General features: G+C 74.0%; 13 protein-coding genes and 1 pseudogene. 6 read left to right on the forward strand and 8 right to left on the reverse strand.

Translation table 11 applies throughout. The features are described from left to right. The first annotated feature begins 54 nt into the window (after positions 1 to 54). The 5 genes and pseudogenes from IE312_RS31295 to IE312_RS31315 all read left to right on the forward strand — a co-directional run bounded on the left by IE312_RS31295 (position 55) and on the right by IE312_RS31315 (position 6,325). Positions 55 to 1,290, forward strand: a complete 1,236-nt coding sequence (locus IE312_RS31295) for an MFS transporter (RefSeq protein WP_189985637.1) — start codon at positions 55 to 57, stop codon at positions 1,288 to 1,290. Positions 1,291 to 1,689: 399 nt separating this feature from the next. Then, a complete protein-coding gene (locus IE312_RS31300; protein ID WP_189985638.1) occupies positions 1,690 to 2,937 on the forward strand; it encodes an IS701 family transposase in 1,248 nt (415 codons plus the stop codon). Continuing rightward, on the forward strand, positions 2,934 to 3,623 hold the full coding sequence (locus IE312_RS31305) for a response regulator transcription factor (RefSeq protein ID WP_189985639.1): 690 nt from the start codon (positions 2,934 to 2,936) through the stop codon (positions 3,621 to 3,623). The genes IE312_RS31300 and IE312_RS31305 overlap by 4 nt, the downstream gene beginning before the upstream one ends. 96 nt (positions 3,624 to 3,719) lie before the next feature. Continuing rightward, positions 3,720 to 5,117 (forward strand): annotated as a pseudogene (locus tag IE312_RS31310) (NtaA/DmoA family FMN-dependent monooxygenase). Next, positions 5,114 to 6,325, forward strand: a complete 1,212-nt coding sequence (locus tag IE312_RS31315) for an LLM class flavin-dependent oxidoreductase (RefSeq protein ID WP_189985640.1) — start codon at positions 5,114 to 5,116, stop codon at positions 6,323 to 6,325. The pseudogene IE312_RS31310 and the gene IE312_RS31315 overlap by 4 nt, the downstream one beginning before the upstream one ends. 8 nt (positions 6,326 to 6,333) lie before the next feature. Here IE312_RS31315 and IE312_RS42670 read toward each other — a convergent pair whose 3' ends face one another. The 8 genes from IE312_RS42670 to IE312_RS31355 form a co-directional block, all read right to left on the reverse strand. After that, positions 6,334 to 8,316: an SWIM zinc finger family protein gene (locus IE312_RS42670; RefSeq protein WP_229900656.1), complete on the reverse strand. Its 1,983-nt coding sequence runs from the start codon at positions 8,314 to 8,316 to the stop codon at positions 6,334 to 6,336. Beyond that, entirely contained in the window at positions 8,313 to 11,186 is a 2,874-nt protein-coding gene (locus tag IE312_RS31325) for an SCO1167/SCO6262 family helicase (RefSeq protein ID WP_189985641.1), read from the reverse strand. The genes IE312_RS42670 and IE312_RS31325 overlap by 4 nt, the downstream gene beginning before the upstream one ends. 96 nt (positions 11,187 to 11,282) lie before the next feature. Beyond that, positions 11,283 to 11,864, reverse strand: coding sequence for a sugar kinase (locus IE312_RS31330; protein WP_189985642.1), 582 nt, complete (start codon positions 11,862 to 11,864; stop codon positions 11,283 to 11,285). Further along, positions 11,861 to 13,006, reverse strand: a complete 1,146-nt coding sequence (locus IE312_RS31335) for an ROK family glucokinase (protein ID WP_189985643.1) — start codon at positions 13,004 to 13,006, stop codon at positions 11,861 to 11,863. Before IE312_RS31335 ends, IE312_RS31330 begins: the two co-directional genes overlap by 4 nt. A 324-nt stretch (positions 13,007 to 13,330) precedes the next feature. After that, the gene (locus IE312_RS31340; protein WP_189985644.1) at positions 13,331 to 14,101 is read right to left on the reverse strand and encodes an ATP-binding cassette domain-containing protein; all 771 of its coding nucleotides are present in this window, start codon (positions 14,099 to 14,101) and stop codon (positions 13,331 to 13,333) included. Then, positions 14,098 to 15,141 (reverse strand): ABC transporter permease, encoded by a 1,044-nt coding sequence (locus IE312_RS31345; RefSeq protein WP_189985645.1) that lies wholly within the window; start codon positions 15,139 to 15,141, stop codon positions 14,098 to 14,100. Before IE312_RS31345 ends, IE312_RS31340 begins: the two co-directional genes overlap by 4 nt. Next, the gene (locus IE312_RS31350; RefSeq protein WP_189985646.1) at positions 15,138 to 16,142 is read right to left on the reverse strand and encodes a sugar ABC transporter substrate-binding protein; all 1,005 of its coding nucleotides are present in this window, start codon (positions 16,140 to 16,142) and stop codon (positions 15,138 to 15,140) included. Before IE312_RS31350 ends, IE312_RS31345 begins: the two co-directional genes overlap by 4 nt. A gap of 162 nt (positions 16,143 to 16,304) precedes the next feature. Next, a complete protein-coding gene (locus IE312_RS31355) occupies positions 16,305 to 17,042 on the reverse strand; it encodes a GntR family transcriptional regulator (RefSeq protein WP_189985714.1) in 738 nt (245 codons plus the stop codon). Between the two features lie 130 nt (positions 17,043 to 17,172). Between IE312_RS31355 and IE312_RS42675 the strand changes: the two genes are divergently transcribed. Then, positions 17,173 to 17,317 (forward strand): Gfo/Idh/MocA family oxidoreductase (locus IE312_RS42675; RefSeq protein ID WP_229900668.1); only part of this gene is annotated, 145 nt, incomplete at its 3' end.

Below are 17,317 nucleotides of genomic sequence, written 5' to 3' on the forward strand. Positions count from 1 at the left end.
CCCCCCCCCCCCCCCCCCCCCCCCCCCCCCCGCACGAGACGGAGTACACGCCCCATGAGCGCCTCACCCGAGACCGCGGCCGCTTCCGGTGCCGCGCCGCCCGTCGGACGGGAGGGTGCGCAGCCGCCGCAGCGACTGCCGATGTTCGCGCTGCTCGCCCTCGCCACCGCGGTGTTCATCACCAGCCTGACCGAGACGCTGCCCGCGGGCCTGCTGCCCGACATGAGCCACGACCTGCGGGTGAGCGAGTCCGCGACCGGCCAGACGGTCACGGTCTACGCGATCGGCACCGCGCTCACCGCCATCCCGCTGACGGCGGCCACCGCGGGCTGGCGGCGCAAGCGGCTGCTGCTCACCGCCGTGGCGGGGTTCGCCGTGGCGAACACGGTCACCGCCGTGTCGTCCGTCTACGGACTGACGATGGCGGCCCGGTTCCTCGCCGGCGTCGCCGCCGGCCTGGCGTGGGCCCTGCTCGCCGGCTACGCCCGGCGGATGGCGCCGGTTCCCCTGCAGGGCCGGGCGATCGCCGTCGCCATGGCCGGCATCCCGGTGGCGCTCTCCCTCGGCGTGCCCGCGGGGACCTTCCTCGGCCAGGCCCTCGGCTGGCGGGCGGCGTTCTGGGCGATGACGGCGCTCACGGTGGTCCTGCTGCTGTGGACCACCGCCGCCGTGCCCGATCACCCGGGCCAGGGGCGCGGTGAACGCCCGTCCATGCTGCGGGCCTCGGGTGTTCCGGGGGTGCGTCCGGTGCTGTTCGTGACGCTCGTCTTCGTGCTGGCGCACACCGTCCTGTACGCCTACATCGCCACCTTCCTGGACGGGTTGCACATGGGCGGCCGGACCGATCTGGTCCTGCTCGTCTTCGGTGCCGCCTCGCTGCTCGGCATCTGGATCACCGGCGCGCGGATCCAGCACCGGCTGCGCGCGCTGACGATCGCCTCGACCCTGCTGGTGGCGGCCGCCGCCGCGCTGCTCGCGGTGCTGAGCGAGGGCGGGGCCCCGGTGTACGTCGCCGCGGCCCTGTGGGGGCTGGGCTGGGGCGGGCTGCCGACGCTGTTGCAGACGGCCGTCGGTGACGCGGGCGGCGAACAGGCCGACGCGGCCCAGGCGATGCTCGTGACGTTGTGGAACGTGGCCATGGCGGGCGGTGGTGTGCTGGGCGGGGTCCTGCTGGACGCGGCCGGCAGCTCTTCCTTTCCCTGGACGGTGCTGCTGCTCCTGCTGCCGGTGCTCGTGGTGGTGCTCGCCGCCCGCGACCACGGCTTCCCCGGGCGGCGGCCCGGCGCCTGACGTCCACCCGCGAAAAGCAAACCGTCGCCAATTCAACGAATCACTCGACCCGAGGCGCAATGTGATGTTCATATGCGGACAACCGCACGCGGGCTTTCTTTCGGACCTTCTTCGCCGGCGGTCGCGACCATCGGCGGCCGGACCGGCCGATCCCGCGTGACCAGCGCGGACAGCACCCGTTCCGGAGTCCGGGGCGCGGCACGGGGGCTTTCCGGAGCCTCTCCTCCCGCTTGGGCCCCCGCCCCTTCACGGGGCTGTTCGCGCTGGTCAGCGGGCGAAATGTCAAAGTGACAGCACGAGGCGTGAATTTGGCGATGCAGCCGGTAGCTTTGTCCCTCGAACGGCTGCCCGTACATCGTCACTGTGGGGCGACACGACTGCGAGGGGGCGTAGTTAAACATGTCGTCATTGGGAGTGCGCGTCGCAGCAGGTGATCGCGAGCGCATACAGGAGTTCACCGAAGGTGTATTCAATCCGCTGCACCGGGCGGAACACCGCCGCTGGGCCCGGGAGTACCTGTGGGGTCTGCTCCACACCCCCGGCAAGAAGACCCCGCGGCGCATGGCCGAGGCCGGTCCGCTGCCCGCCGGAGCGGCCCACGGTCTGCACCAGTTCATCAACAGCAGCACGTGGGCCTGGGAACCGGTGCGCCGCGCACTCGCCCGGACCCTCGCCGAGCACCGCCCGGTGTACGCCTGGACGGTCGCCGACGTCCTCGTCCCGAAGCAGGGTGAGCACTCGGTGGGGGTGCACCGCCGCCTGGACCAGGCGACCGGGCGCGTCATCAACTGCCAGCGCGGTGTCGGCCTGTTCCTGGCGACGGGCACCTGCTGCTTCCCCGTCGACTGGAGCCTCGTCCTCGACGGGGCGTGGGACTGGGACGACCTGCGCCGGCGCCGTGCGCGCATCCCGGAGGCGGAGACCGGCCGCCCCGTGGGGGCGTTCGTGCTCGGCTTCGCCGCCGGGGTGACCGTCGCACAGCCGCAGCTGCCGAAGGCGCCCTGGGTGCTCAACCTGACCCAGCGGTGCGACGACGCGAGCGGTGTCATGGCCGGACTCGCGCGCCGCGAGCTGGACTTCGTGTGCGAGGTCGACCCCGGGCAGATCGTGCTCGTCGGCCGTCCCGCCCCGCGGGTGACCACCGTCGGAGAACTGCTGGAGGAGCCGCACGCCCGTCAGCCGCACGTGCTGATGCGGCCGTCGGAACAGGGCGGTGCGAAGGCGGTACGGGTGAACGTGTACACCGGAACGGTACGGCTGTCCCAGCGCGGGGCCGCCAAGGACGGCGTGTCCCGGACGTACCACGTCCTGGAACAGCCGTCCGCCGACGGCGCTCAGCCCGCCCGGTACTGGATCACCAGCCTGATGAACCGGGGCGTGGAGGAGGTCCTGGCCCTGGCCCGCAGCCAGATCACCGCCCGCGCGACCGTGGTGGAACTGGGGGAACGTTTCGGCGTACTCGACTTCGAGGGCCGTTCCTTCCCCGGCTGGCACCACCACATGACCATGGTGTCGGCGGCGTACGCCTACCGGCAGCTGTACGGCGCCCCCGGCGCTGTCCCCGCGCCGGCCGCGAGGCGGTCCGCGGCACGCGCCGACGCCGCCGGCTGCTGGGCGGGCGCCGGAGCGAAAGGCCTGGGCGCGTGAAGAAAGTGCTGGTCGTGGAGCCGGACGCCGCGGCGGCCGAGACTACGGCGGCTCATCTGCGTCGGCAGGGCTATGCCGCCTACACCCTCGACAGGGGGGCACGGATCCTGCGGTCGTACCACGACGCCGACCTGGTGCTGCTCTCCCTGGACCTGCCCGACATCGACGGACTGGAGGTGTGCCGCACGCTGCGGGCGGAGAGCGACATCCCCCTGATCGCCTGCACGCACCGCGACAACGAACTGGAAAGGGTGCTCGCCCTCAAGGCGGGGGCGGACGACTGTGTGCTCAGGACCTGGAGCCCGCGGGAGATCGGCGCGCGGATCGAGGCGGTGCTGCGGCGCACCCGGCCGCAGGCGACGGGCGCGGACAGCATCTCGCTGCGGCCCTTGCACATCGATCCGCGGACGCGGGAGGTACGGCTGCGCGACCGCGTGGTCGACGTGACCGCCACGGAGTTCGAGCTGCTCTACACGCTGGCCGCCCGGCCGGACTCCGTCGTCTCCCGCAAGGAGCTGATGGCCAAGGTCTGGGGCAGCAACTGGGTGCGCACCAGCCGCACCATCGACACGCACGTGAGCAGTCTGCGGGCGAAGCTCGGCTCCAGCCGGTGGATCATCACGGTCCGCGGGGTCGGCTACCGCATGGGACACGTCGGGCAGTTGCCCGAGACGTCCGCGGGCTGAACCGTCCCGCCACCCGCCGTTCGCGGGCCCGGGCCCGTGCGGCGCCCGCCCTTCCCTCCCCCGGTTCTCCCGCTTCTCCCGGTCCTCCCGCGGAAAATCGTTACGCCTGCGCGCTTCAGAAGGAGCATCTTGTCGAAGCAGATCCATCTCGCCGCTCAGTTGCCCGCCATCCACAACGTCACCGTCTGGTCGGACCCGCGCTCGCGGAGCCAGATAGCCGTCGGCTCCTTCGTGGAGCTGGCGCGGACCGCCGAGCGCGGCAAGTTCGACTTCTTCTTCCTCGCCGAGGGACTGCGGCTGCGCGAGCACAAGGGCAGCCTCTACGAGCTGGACGTGGCGGGCCGGCCGGACAACCTGACGATGCTGAGCGCCCTGGCCGCCACCACCAGCCGCCTCGGGGTCGCCGCCACCGTCAACGCCACGTTCAACGAGCCGTACGAGGTCGCGCGCCGGCTCGCGACCCTGGACCACCTCAGCGGCGGGCGCGCCGGCTGGAACGTGGTGACCAGCTTCGACGCCTTCACCGGTGAGAACTTCCGCCGCGGCGGCTTCCTCGCCGAGCACGACCGCTACACGCGCGCCGCCGAGTTCCTGGCCACGGCGCGCGAGCTGTGAGACAGCTGGGCCGACGACGACGTGCGCGCCGACGCGGCGGCCGGGCGGTTCGTGCGCCCCGGGGCCGGTGCGTTCGCCCACCACGGAGAGCACTTCGACATCTCGGGGCGGTTCACCACCCCGCGCGCCCCGCAGGGGCACCCGGTGATCATCCAGGCCGGGGAGTCCGACCCGGGCCGTGAGTTCGCGGCCTCGGACGCCGAGGTCGTCTTCAGCAAGTACAACCGGCTGGACGAGGCCCGCGCCTTCTACCGGGACGTCAAGGGCCGTCTCGCCCGGTACGGCCGCTCGCCGGACGACCTGCGGATCATGCCCACCGCCACCGTCGTCGTCGCCGACACCGACGAGGAGGCGGCGGCCTACGCCGACGAGATCACACGGGCCCAGGTGAGCCCGCAGACCGCCCTCGCCCATCTGGAGGCCGTCTGGGGCCGTGATCTGTCCGCCTACGATCCGGACGGGCCGCTGCCCGACATCGACCCGGAGCCCGAGTCGCTGGTCTTGAAGGGGCATTCGGTGTTCCGCACGGGCCGGGCCGAGACCGCGCGGCGCTGGCGTGCCCTCGCCGAGGAACGCGGGCTGAGCATCCGCGAGCTGATGATCGAGGTGCACGGCGGCCAGACCTTCGTCGGCAGCCCGCGGACCGTCGCCGACGCCGTCGACCACTTCGTGCAGAGCGACGGCGCCGACGGGTTCGTCTTCGCGGCCCATCTGACGCCCGGCGGCCTGGACGACTTCGTGGACCGGGTGGTGCCGCTGCTGCAGGAGAAGGGCGTCCACCGCCCGGACTACACCGGCACGACCCTGCGGCACCACCTCGGCCTCGGCCCTGAGCGGCGCGCCGGGCGCGCGTCCGGGAACGCACGGGAGGCATCGTGAACGACAGCCCGCTCCACCTCGCCGTCGCCCTCGACGGGGCCGGCTGGCACCCGGCCGCCTGGCGGGCCGAGGACGCCCGCCCCGACGCGCTGTTCACCGCCGCGTACTGGGCGGACCTGGTCGCCGAGGCCGAGCGCGGCCTGCTCGACCTCGTCACCTTCGAGGACGCCCTCGGCCCGCAGTCGGCCGCACCGCACCGCCCCGACGACCGGACCGACCAGGTCCGCGGCAGGCTGGACGCGGTCCTGGTCGCCTCCCACGTCGCCCTGCTCACCACGCACATCGGCCTGGTCCCCACGGTCAACGTCACCCACACCGAGCCGTTCCACGTCGCCGTGGGCATCGCCACCCTCGACCACGTCAGCGAGGGCCGGGCCGGCTGGCGTCCGCAGATCGCCCCGCGCGCCGCCGACGCCGCCCACTTCGGCCGCCGCACCACCCCGCAGCTGACCGACGACGACGTACGCGACCCCGAACTGATCGCCAAGCGGCTCCGTCCGCTGTTCGCCGAGGCCACCGACGTCGTGGAGGTGGCCCGGCGGCTGTGGGACAGCTGGGAGGACGACGCCGAGATACGGGACACCGTCACGGGCCGCTTCCTCGACCGCGACAAGCTGCACCACATCGACTTCGAGGGCCCGCACTTCAGCGTCAGGGGTCCCTCGATCACCCCGCGCCCGCCGCAGGGCCAGCCGGTGGTGGCGAGCCTCGCGCACGCCTCGACGCCCTACGAGTTCGCGGCGCAGGGCTGCGACGTCGTCTTCGTCACCCCCCGCGACCGTACGAGCGCCGAGGGGATCCTCGCGCAGGTGGACGAGGCCGTCGAGCGGGCCGGCAGGGACCCGCGGGACCGGCCGCTGCGCCGGTTCGCCGACCTGGTCGTCTTCCTCGACGACGAGCCCGGCGCCGCCGCCCGGCGCAAGGAGCGCCTGGACGCGCTGGACGGTGCCGCGTACACCTCGGACGCCGCCGTCTTCACCGGCACCCCCGGCGAGCTGGCCGACCTGCTGCTCGACTGGCGTACGGCCGGGCTGGACGGCTACCGGCTGCGCCCCGGCGCCCTGCCGCACGACCTGACCGCGATCACCCGGCGGCTGGTACCGGAGCTGCAAGGCCGGGAGGCGTTCCGCCGCACGTACGGCGCCGGGACCCTGCGGGCCCGGCTGGGCCTGCGGGTTCCCCGCAACCGGTACGCCAAGGACGGCTGACCGGGCGGTCAGCGGCAGTCCTCCGGTGTGCCGAGCCCGGTCAGCGCGCCCACCGGGTCCAGGTCGGGGGTGCCGCGGGGCCACCAGTCGTCCTGGCCGGGCTCCGACTCGTAGGCGTACCACAGGCCGTCGCGGCCCAGGCGCAGCTGGACGTGGCCGCGCGGGTGGGTGAGCCGGTTGCGCCAGGGACGGAACGCCGGCAGGTCGGCCGCGAGCAGCAGCGGACGGGCCCGGTCGAACCGGCCGGCCGGCGGGTCCCAGGGCTCCTCCAGGACCTCCAGCCCCGCCGGGCCGCCCTGCCGCCAGGCCGCGACGGCCCGCGCCAGCTCGGCCGGGGTGCGGCCGGCGGCACCGGCGAGCGTGGCGTACAGCGTGCGGGTGGCCGCGGTGAGCCCGGAACCGGGGCGGGCCGCGGCCAGCCGAACGGCGTCCTGCCACAGCGTCAGCTCGCCGACCGGGTCGCGGCCGGTGCCGAGCAGGGCGTGGGCGCGGGCGGCGGCGTCGGTCGCCAGCTGGTCCAGCGCGAAGGGGTCGGGGCCGCCGGGTGCCGAGGGGTAGACCGGGGGCTGCCCGGGGTGCGGGGGCACCGGCGACGGCGGGGGCAGCGGGGGGCGTTCACGCTCGGCGAGGACCTCGGTGGCCCGGACTCCGGGCAGCATCTCCGGCTGCCGGTCCCGGGCGGCACGGGCCGCGCGGGCGGCGCTGCGCCGGGACAGCGCGTCGAGCAGCTCCTTCTCGCCCCGGCCGCGCAGCAGGAGCAGCACGAACGGGTCGGCGTCGAGCAGCCGGGCCGTCTGGTAGCACAGGGCCGCGGCGTGCTTGCAGGGATGGCCGGAGTCCGGGCAGCTGCAGCGGGGAGCGAGGTCGCCGGGGCCGGGCAGCAGGGGCACACCGCAGTCGGCGAGCGAGTGGGGCAGCTCCTTGTCGAGCAGCGCCGCGATGTGCCCCGGCCGGTCGGCGGCGGCGTCCAGGAACCGCTCCCAGTCCGCGTCCTCCAGCGTCCGCAGCCGCACCTGCACCCGGTAGGGCCGGGGCCTGCTGCCGCGCACGTACGCCAGCACCAGTCCCGGTGTGACGGTGATCGCGTCGACGTGTCCCTGGTCCGCGTATCCCCGTCCCCGCGCCAGCCGCTTGGGGTCCAGCGCCCCCCGCTCCAGTGCCGTCACCCAGGCGTTCCCCCACCAGGTCCCGGCGAACGGGGCGTCCTCGCCGGCATCCGTACGAGGCCCGAACGCCGGGAAGGTGCGCCGGAGTTCGCCGTCGCGGTGGGGCGTGGCCATGGTGGCGGGCACGGGCGCGGGCGTGGGGGCCGACACCGGCGTCGGCGCCGGCGGAACCGGCTCGGCGGACGCGGGTGCGGGTGCGGGTGTGAGGACCGGCTCTTGCGGCTCGGCCGGCTCTTCCGGCTGTTCCGGCTGTTCCGGCTCGGCCGGCTGTTCCGCCTCGTCGGGGGTCTCCGACCAGGCGGGCATGCGGAAGGCGGTCGCCGCGTAGTGCCGTATCTCCTGGAGGGTCCTGGCACTGGCGGCCCGGGACTCCTCCCCGGGCACGGGCCGGCCGCCCGGCGCCGCGGGACCGGGCGGCGCGGGTGCCCGGCGCTCACGCCGGGGCTCCGCCGCCTCCGCCCGCAGGGCTTCCCGCCGGGCGGCGCGCAGCGCCTCCCGGGCCGCATCACCGGGACGCCCGCTTTCCGGCGCGGGAGCCCGGCCCTCGTGGGCGTCCTCGGCCGCTGCCGGTGCGGCGGCCTCGGCCGCCGGTTCCGCAGCGGTGGTCCCGGGTCCCTCTCCCCCGCGGGTGGCGGCCCCGGCGGCCCTGAGCGCGGCCCGCGCCGCGTCACCCGGCCTCGGCTCGGCGCCGCCGGCCTGCGCCGTCTCCTCCGGGGCGGCCTCCTGGTCCTCGTCCGAGGCCCGGTCCGAGCCGGCCCGGTCCCGGGCGGCGCGCAGGGCCTGGCGGGCGGCGTCGCCGGGGCGGGGCCGGCCGGTGCCCGTCATGACGTCCTCCGCAGGGAGACCAGGTCGGACAGTTCCCGGTCCGTCAGCTCGGTGAGGGCGGCCTCGCCGGAACCGAGGACGGCGTCGGCCAGGGCCCGCTTGGCGGCGAGCATCTCGGCGATGCGGTCCTCGACGGTGCCCTCCGTGACCAGGCGGTGCACCTGGACCGGCTGGGTCTGCCCGATGCGGTAGGCGCGGTCGGTGGCCTGCTCCTCGACGGCCGGGTTCCACCAGCGGTCGAAGTGGACCACGTGGCCCGCGCGGGTGAGGTTGAGGCCGGTCCCTGCGGCCTTCAGGGACAGCACGAGCACCGGGGTCTCGCCGCTCTGGAAGCGGTCCACCATGCGCTCGCGCTCGGGGACCGGGGTGCCGCCGTGCAGCAGGTCCACCGGGACCGCGCGGGCGGACAGGTGGGCGGTGATGAGCCGGGCCATGCCGACGTACTGGGTGAACACCAGTGCCGAGCCGTCCTCGGCGAGGAGGGTGTCCAGCAGTTCGTCGAGGAGGGCGAGCTTGCCGGAGCGGGCGGCGAGCCGGTCGGGGTCCGCCGCCTCCTTCAGGTACAGCGCCGGGTGGTCGCAGATCTGCTTCAGCGCGCCCAGCAGCTTCAGCACCAGGCCCCGGCGGGCGATGCCCTCGGCGGTCTCGATGGCCAGCAGGGACTCGCGCACCACCGCCTCGTACAGCGCGGCCTGCTCGCGGGTCAGCGGTACCGGGTGGTCCGTCTCGGTCTTGGGCGGCAGTTCGGGCACGATGCCGGGGTCGGACTTCCTGCGGCGCAGGAGGAACGGCCGGACCAGGCGGGCCAGGCGCTCGACGGCCTCCTCGTCCTCCCCGTTCTCCACCGCCCGCGCGTGCCGGGCGCGGAAGGACTTCAGCGGGCCGAGGAGTCCGGGGGTGGTCCAGTCGAGCAGGGCCCACAGCTCGGAGAGGTTGTTCTCCACCGGGGTGCCGGTGAGCGCCACGCGCGCCGGGGCGGGGAGGGTGCGCAGCGCCTTGGCGGTGGCCGAATAGGGGTTCTTCACGTGCTGGGCCTCGTCGGCGACGACCATGCCCCAGCGCTGTTCGGCCAGCCGGGCCGCGGCGGAGCGCATGGTGCCGTACGTGGTGAGGACGAAGCCGCCGTCCAGTCCGTCCAGGGTGCGGTCCTGGCCGTGGAAGCGGCGGACGGGGACACCGGGCGCGAACCGGTTGATCTCCCGCTGCCAGTTGCCGAGCAGGGAGGCCGGGCAGACCACGAGCGTCGGCTCGGTGCGGGCCCGCTTGAGGTGCAGGGCGATGAGGGTGACGGTCTTGCCGAGCCCCATGTCGTCGGCGAGGCAGCCGCCGAGACCGAGGGAGGTCATCAGCTCCAGCCACGCCAGGCCGCGCAGCTGGTAGTCACGGAGGGTGGCGGCGAGGCCGGGCGGGGGTTCGGCGGGGCGCAGGCCCGCGGTGAGGCGGTCGCGCAGGGCGGCCAGTGCTCCGGCGGGCACGGCCTCGACGGTCTCGCCGTCGACCTCGGCGGTGCCGGTGAGGGCGGCGGACAGTGCGTCGACCGGGTCGAGCAGGCCGAGTTCGCGCTTGCGGGCCTTGCGGACCAGGGCGGGGTCGACCAGCACCCAGCGGTCCCGGAGCCGTACGACCGGGCGGTGGGCCTCGGCGAGGGTGTCCATCTCGGTCTCGCTGAGCGGATCGCCACCGAGCGCCAGCTGCCAGCGGAAACGGAGCAGTTCCTCGCCCTCGAAGAAGCCGGTGCCGTCGGTCGCCGAGCCGGGCGCCGGGCGGACCACAGCGCTGGCGGTGAGGTCGCGGGCGAGGTCGCGGGGCCAGTGCACGGCGACCCCGGCAGCGGCCAGCCGGCCGGTCGCCACGCCGAGCAGTTCGCCCAGTTCCTCCTCGGACAGGGCCAGGACGTCGGGCACGTCCTGGCCGGCGAGGCGGTCCAGGGGCGGCCACACGCGGGCGGCGCGCCGGACGGCGAGGGCCGCGTCCACGCGCGCGCGGGGGCCGAACGCCGGGTCGGCCTCCCCGGCCCACAGGGCTGCCGCGTCGGCCACCAGGGTGGGGTCGGCGAGGCTGTGCACCTGCACGACCGCCGCGCCTGCGGCGCGCGTCCCCTCCTCGTGCGCGCCGGCGTCGAAGACGTCGTACGCGGACAGGTCCAGACGGAGCGAGATGCGCACCCCGGCGTCCATCCCGGCGGCGACCTCGGCCGCCCAGGCGTGGGCCCCGGGCAGGGTCTGCGGCTCGCGGGCGGCGAAGGGCCGGCCGACGGTGTGCGGTGCGGCGGGCGTGCGGGGCAGGGTGTCGGCGACCGCGTCCAGGAAGGAGCGGACCAGAGCCTCCGGCTCGGGCAGGCACAGCGGGCCCGGTCCGGGGAGGGGCACGGCGTGGGCCTCGGGCGGCAGGGCGGCGGCGACGGCGCGCAGGTGGGCGATGTCGTCGGGCTCCAGCGGGCCGGCCCGCCAGGCGTCGTGGCCGGCCGGGGTGATGCCGGGCAGCAGCCGGCCGCGGGCGGTGAGCCGCAGCGCGTGCAGGGCGGCGGCGCCCCAGCAGGCGGTGGCGGGGTGGGCGGCCGGGTCGCGCCGGGCGCGGACCAGCAGCGGCAGGGCCTCGGCGAGCGGCAGGGTCAGCGCGGGCACCTGCCGGCGGCGCACCCCGGCGCCGTGGCGTCGTACGACCGTCAGCTCCTGCTGGGCGAGGCCGGTGCCGGCGGGCAGCGGGTCGCCGTCCGGGGACCAGAAGGCGAGGCGGCCCTCGCGCGGCAGGGGCGCGGGCAGGTAGACGGACGCGAGGCGCACCGGGACTGCCGGGTGCCCGCTCCCCGTCCCCGTGCCGGGGTCCGGGGCGCTCCCCGTGCGCTCGGCCACCGCAGCCGTGCCGCTCATACGTCCTGCCACCTCCCGCCGGTGCGTCGGACCAGCCGTCTCCGACTCTACGGGCGGGGTCCGACAATCGGCTCCGGGGCCGGTGCGGGCCCGGCGCTACGGCACCGTGCGGGAGACCACGAACACCATGGGATGCTCCGGGTCGGACAGGTTGACGACCACGTCCTGGGTGGGGGCCGGGTTCTTCTGCTCGTGGGTCAGGCCCCACCAGGGGCCCGGTCCGCCGAAGGTCCAGCCGCTGACCTTCCGGTCCCGTTCACCGACGGCGATCTCGCCCTTCTTCAGCTGCTCCCGGCGGGCGCCCATGGCCTCCAGGAAGCTGTCCAGGCCCGCCGGGTTGGTCCGGAACTGGACGTAGAGGCGGCTGGTCTTCCAGTTGTTCGTCTCGTAGGAGGCGATGTCGTCGGCGGGGTGCGGGACGGTCACCTGGTACAGGCGGCGTTGCACCTTCGAGGGCCAGCCCGGGGTGAGACCGGTCGCCGAGTACCTGGCCTCCTTGTCCTTGCCGCTGTCGCGGCTCTGGTTCGCGGAGATCACCAGGTAGCCGGCCGGGACGCCGATGAGCAGGACGATGATCAGCAGGGTCAGCGCCCGGCGTCTGGCCTTGTGGCGGGGGTCCTCCGCAGCGGGCCGGGGCTCGTCCGGTGGGCCGCCCTGGTGGGGCAGCGACGGCGTCATGCGCTGTCCTGGTCGCGGCGGGAGCGGGCGTACCGCTCGTAGCGCTCGTAGCGCTCCACGCGGCGCCGATTGGCCCGGCGGAACCTGCGGGCGACCAGCCGGGCCAGGTCGGCGGCGCCCACCATGCCCGCCTCGGGGCCGAGCTGGGCGCGCGTGATCCGGGCCTCGGGGCGGTAGCCGCGGCCGGTGAGGTGGCGTTTGAAGGCGTCCCGGGCCGGGCCGATGAGGAGGTCGTCGGCGGCGCTGACGCCGCCGCCGATCACGAAGCAGGACGGGTCGAGCGCGGCGGCGAGGTTGGCGATGCCGACGCCGAGCCACTGGCCGATGTCCTGGAGGAGCTCGATGCACATGGCGTCGCCCTCGCGGGCCAGCTCGGTGATCATCGGGCCGGTGATCTCGTGGACGTTGCCCTTGACGTGCTCGATGATCCCGTAGGCCACCGGCGAGTCCGCCGCGGCCAGCTCCCGGGCCTCGCGGACGAGCGCGTTGCCGGAGCTGTACTGCTCCCAGCAGCCGCGGTTGCCGCACGGGCAGCGGTGCCCGCCGGGGACGACCTGCATGTGGCCGAACTCGCCGGCGACCCCGAACTTGCCCCGCTTGACCTGGCCGTCCTCCAGGATGGCGCCGCCGATGCCGGTGCCGAGGGTGATCATGACCAGGTGGTCCTCGCCACGGCCGGCGCCGAAGCGCCACTCGGCCCAGGCGGCGGTGTTGGCGTCGTTGTCCACCAGGACCGGCACGGCGAGCCGGGCGGCGATGCGGTCGCGCAGGGGTTCGTTGCGCCAGGACAGGTGGGGGGCGAACAGGACGCGGTTGCGGTCGGCGTCGACCCAGCCGGCGGCACCGATGCCGACCGCGTGCACGTCGTGCCGGTCGGACAGGTCCAGCACCAGCTCGACGATGGTGTCCTCGACGACCTTGGGACTCTTGGACTTGTCCGGGGTCTCCGTGCGGAGCTTCTCCAGGATGTTGCCGTCGGCGTCCACGACGCCCGCCATGACCTTGGTGCCGCCGATGTCGATGCCGACGGTGGGGACACGGGGGGCAGTCAGGTGTGACCGGCGTTCCCTGGTACCCACCGTGCGCAGGACGGGGGCTCGGCGGGAGCCGATGGGGGCCGTGAGGTCGCGGTAGGTGCTCATCGGGCTCGATTGTGCCGCACGCCCACCCCCGGTGCCGCGCGGGGCAGGGGGGAGGAACGCGCGCGTCCCGCACCGGGGGCGGTCCGCCACGGCGACGCGTGCCCGCCGCGGCGGAGCCGCACACCGTCACACTCGCCCGGCGTCACGGCCCCTCGGCGCCCGGCGTCACGGCCCCTCGGCGTCGCGGCGCCCGGGCGTCAGGGCCCTGCGGCGTCGCGGCCCCCGGCGTCACGCTCCGGCCTTACGCCCCCGGCCTTACGACCCTTCGGCGTCACGGCCCCCGGCGTCCCGCCCCGGCCCTCGGCGGGACGCCCCCCGGGCCGTTCAGCCCCGTTGCAGTTCGTGGCGCAGGGCGTCCAGGTCGGATCCCCCGGCCATCTGCTGCGTCAGCTCGTCCAGCGTGATGTCGTCCCGGGTGTAACGGCCCGCCATCGTGCCGCGCCGCAGCAGCACGAAACGATCGCCCACCAGGTACGCGTGATGCGGGTTGTGGGTGATCAAGACAACACCCAGGCCCTCGTCCCGGGCCGCGGCCACATATTTGAGGACCACACCGGACTGCTTCACTCCCAGTGCCGCCGTGGGCTCGTCCAGGACCAGGACCTTGGCCCCGAAGTGGACCGCCCGCGCGATGGCGACGCACTGGCGCTCACCGCCCGACAGCGTGCCGATGGGCTGGTCGACGTCCCGGAGATCGATGCCCATGCGGAGCAGCGCCTCGCGGGTGGTGCGGCGCATCAGCTCGGTGTCCAGGCGCTTGAGGGGGCCGGTCCCCTTGCGGGGTTCGGAGCCGAGGAAGAAGTTGCGCCACACCGGCATCAGCGGTACGACCGCCAGGTCCTGGTAGACCGTGGCGATGCCCCGGTCCAGGGCCTCGCGCGGGGAGGAGAGGACCGTCTCCTCGTCCTCGATGCGCAAGGTGCCGCCGTCGTGCCGGTGCAGGCCCGCGATCACCTTGATCAGGGTCGACTTGCCCGCGCCGTTGTCCCCGAGGACGCAGGTGATCTCGCCCGCGCGGACCTCCAGGGAGACCCCTTCCAGGGCGCGCACGGTGCCGTAGTGCTTGCTGACGTCGGTCAGCTCCACGAGTGTCACTTGGTCGCCTCCGCGCGCTTGCGGACCCAGGCGTTGAGCAGGGTCGCGAGGAGCAGCATGGCTCCGAGGAAGAACTTGAACCAGTCCGGGTTCCACTCGGCGAAGACGATGCCCTTGCTGGTCATGCCGAACAGCAGGGCGCCCACGGCTGAGCCGATCGCGCTGCCGTGGCCGCCGGTGATCAGGCAGCCGCCGATGACGGCCGCGATGATGTAGATCAGCTCGTTGCCGACGCCTTCGCCGGACTGGACGGCGTCGAAGGAGAACAGCAGGTGCTGGCCGGAGATCCAGGCGCCGAACGCGACGCCCATGTAGAGGCCGATCTTGGTCCTGGCGACCGGGACGCCGACCGCGCGGGCCGCGTCCTCGTTGCCGCCGACGGCGAAGATCCAGTTACCGGTGCGGGTGCGCAGCAGGATCCAGGAGGCGAGCGCGACCAGGCCGAGCCACCACAGGATGGTCACCTTGACGTCGACGCCGCCGAGCGTGAGGGTCGAGGCGAAGACGGCGTGGGCGCTGGAGAAGCCCTCCATGTCGGCGATGGTCTTGGTGGAGACCGTGCCGTCGATCAGCTTGGTGAAGCCGAGGTTCATGCCGGTGAGCATGAGGAAGGTGCCCAGGGTGATGATGAAGCTGGGCAGTTTCGTGCGCGTGAGCATGAAGCCGTTGAAGGCGCCGATGGCCAGCGTGACCAGCAGGGAGACGCCGACGCCCACCCAGGTGTTCGCGGTCATCTGGTAGCTGAACATCGAGGAGACCAGCGCGGAGGACGTCACCAGGACGCCCGCCGAGAGGTCGAACTCGCCGCCGATCATCAGCAGGGCCACGGGCACGGCCATGATGCCGATGGTCGAGGAGGCGTAGAGGACCGTGCTGAGGCTGGAGGCACGCAGGAAGCCGTCGGCGGCGACGGCGAAGAAGACGAAGACGGCGAGGGCGCCGACGACCGAGCCCAGTTCCGGGCGGGTGAGGAGCTTGCGCAGCCCAGAGGTCGGCAGGGTTCTCTCGTCCGGCAGGGTCGCGTCCTTGACCGCGCTCATCGGGTGCCCCGCTCGGTGTACTCCGCCAGCGCGGACGCCTGGTCCTTGGTGACGATCTGCGGGCCGGTCAGGACCGGCTTGCCGCCGCCGAGGACGTCGCCGTTGTACTTGTACAGCCACAGCAGGTCGACGGCCTGGTAGCCCTGGAGGTAGGGCTGCTGGTCCACGGCGAAGCCGAGGGTGCCGCCCTCCAGCGAGGCCGCGACCTTGGCGTTCAGGTCGAAGGTGTCGATCTCCGCCTTGCTGCCCGCGTCCGTCCGCGCCTTGACGGCGGTGTCGGCGTAGGGCGCGCCGAGGGTGACGACGGCGTCGATGGACCGGTCGGCCTGGAGCTTGGCCTCGATCGCGGACTGCACGTCGGGCATGTTGGTGCCGTTGACGTAGAGCTTGCGCAGGGTGCCGTGGAAGGTCTTGGCGACGCCGTCGCAGCGCTGCTCGTGGCCGACGTTGCCCTGCTCGTGCAGCACGCAGAGGGCCTTCTTCTTCCCGCGCTTGTTCAGCTCCTCGCCGACGGCCTCGCCGGCGACGGTCTCGTCCTGGCCGATGTGGGTGAGGGCGCCGAAGGCCTTGGACTGCTCCGAGCCGGAGTTGACGGTGATGACCGGGATGCCGGCCTTCTCGGCGCGGGCCACGGCGGCCTTGAGGGCGTCCGGCTTGGCGAGGGTGACGATGATGCCGTCGACCTTCTTGTCCACGGCCGCGTCCACCAGCTGCGCCTGCTGCTGGGCCTCGTCGTCGTGCGAGTACAGGAAGTTGATGTTGTCCTTGACGGCGGCCTGCTTGGCACCGCTCTGCACGATGTCCCAGAAGGTGTCGCCGTCGCCCGAGTGGGTGATCATCGCGATGGTCCAGCGGGGGGTGTTCACCGCCGCCCTGCCCTGGGCGGCGGCGGCCTTGCGGGCGTCCTCCGCCCGCTTGCCGCCGGTGCTGCTGCACCCCGCCAGGGACACGGAGAGTGCCCCCGCCAGCGCTATGCCTACCCAGGTCCGATACCGTGCCACGAGGCCGTGCCCTCCTTGCCGTGTTGTACGAAAGACAAGAGGCCGTCGATCGCACCAGCGGCCCCAAACGCTCCAGTATCGAACAGCGGGGCACCTCCCGTCCGACCGGGGAGCCGTCGGAGGCCTCCTTGTCCGGACATTGTGACGAAGACGGTCACCCGGTCAGGGGCGTACGAGCAGCTGGAACTCGAAGGAATAGCGGCTCGGCCGGTAGGTGTGGTCGCCGAACTCCACCGCGCGGCCGGTGTCGTCGTAGGTGGTGCGCTGCATGGTCAGCAGCGGGGCGCCCTCGGTCTCGCCGAGCCGCTCGGCCTCGGCGGCCGTCGCGCCCCGCGCGCCGATGGACTGGCGGGCGCTGTGCAGGGTGATCCCCGCCGAGCGCATCAGCCGGTACAGGCCGGTGGCCTCCAACGGGCCGGTGTCGAGGTCGAGCAGCCCGGGCGGCAGGTGGTTGATCAGGTACGCCATCGGTTCGCCGTGCGCGAGGCGGAGCCGCTCGACGCGGTGGACGTCGCCGCCCTCGGTGACGCCGAGCGCGGCGGCGACCGTGGCGGAGGCCGGGACGACCGTGTTGACCAGCACCTTCGTGGCGGGGCGCTGGCCGGCCGCCTCCAGGTCGTCGTAGAGGCTGCTCAGCTCCAGCGGGCGCTTGACCTGGCTGTGCACGACCTGGGTGCCCACGCCCCGGCGCCGGACGAGGAGTCCCTTGTCGACGAGGGACTGGATGGCCTGGCGGACGGTCGGCCGGGACAGGCCGAGCCGGGCGGCCAGCTCGATCTCGTTGCCCAGCAGGCTGCCGGGGGTCAGGCCGCCGCGCTCGATGGCGGCCTCCAGCTGCTGGGAGAGCTGGAAGTACAGGGGCACCGGTGAGCTTCGGTCCACATGGAGGTCGAGTGACACCGTCGGGTCCACATCTGGTTTCGGCACGGGCCCGAGCGTAGCCCCGTGCCCGGTTGACGGGAAGTCGTGTAGTCCGATTGTCCGGACATACCCATTGACAGGGTACGGGGTCCGCCCTCACCTTGTTCCCATGCGCATCGGGGTCATCGGTACAGGCCGCATCGGCACCCTGCACGCGAGGACGCTCAGCCGTCACCGCGAGGTGGGGTCCTTGATCCTTACGGACGCCCGGCCGGCGCGGGCCCAGGAGCTGGCGCACCGGCTGGGCGAGACGG

Source organism: Streptomyces capoamus (assembly GCF_014654935.1).
In the GTDB taxonomy this organism is placed as follows: domain Bacteria; phylum Actinomycetota; class Actinomycetes; order Streptomycetales; family Streptomycetaceae; genus Streptomyces; species Streptomyces capoamus.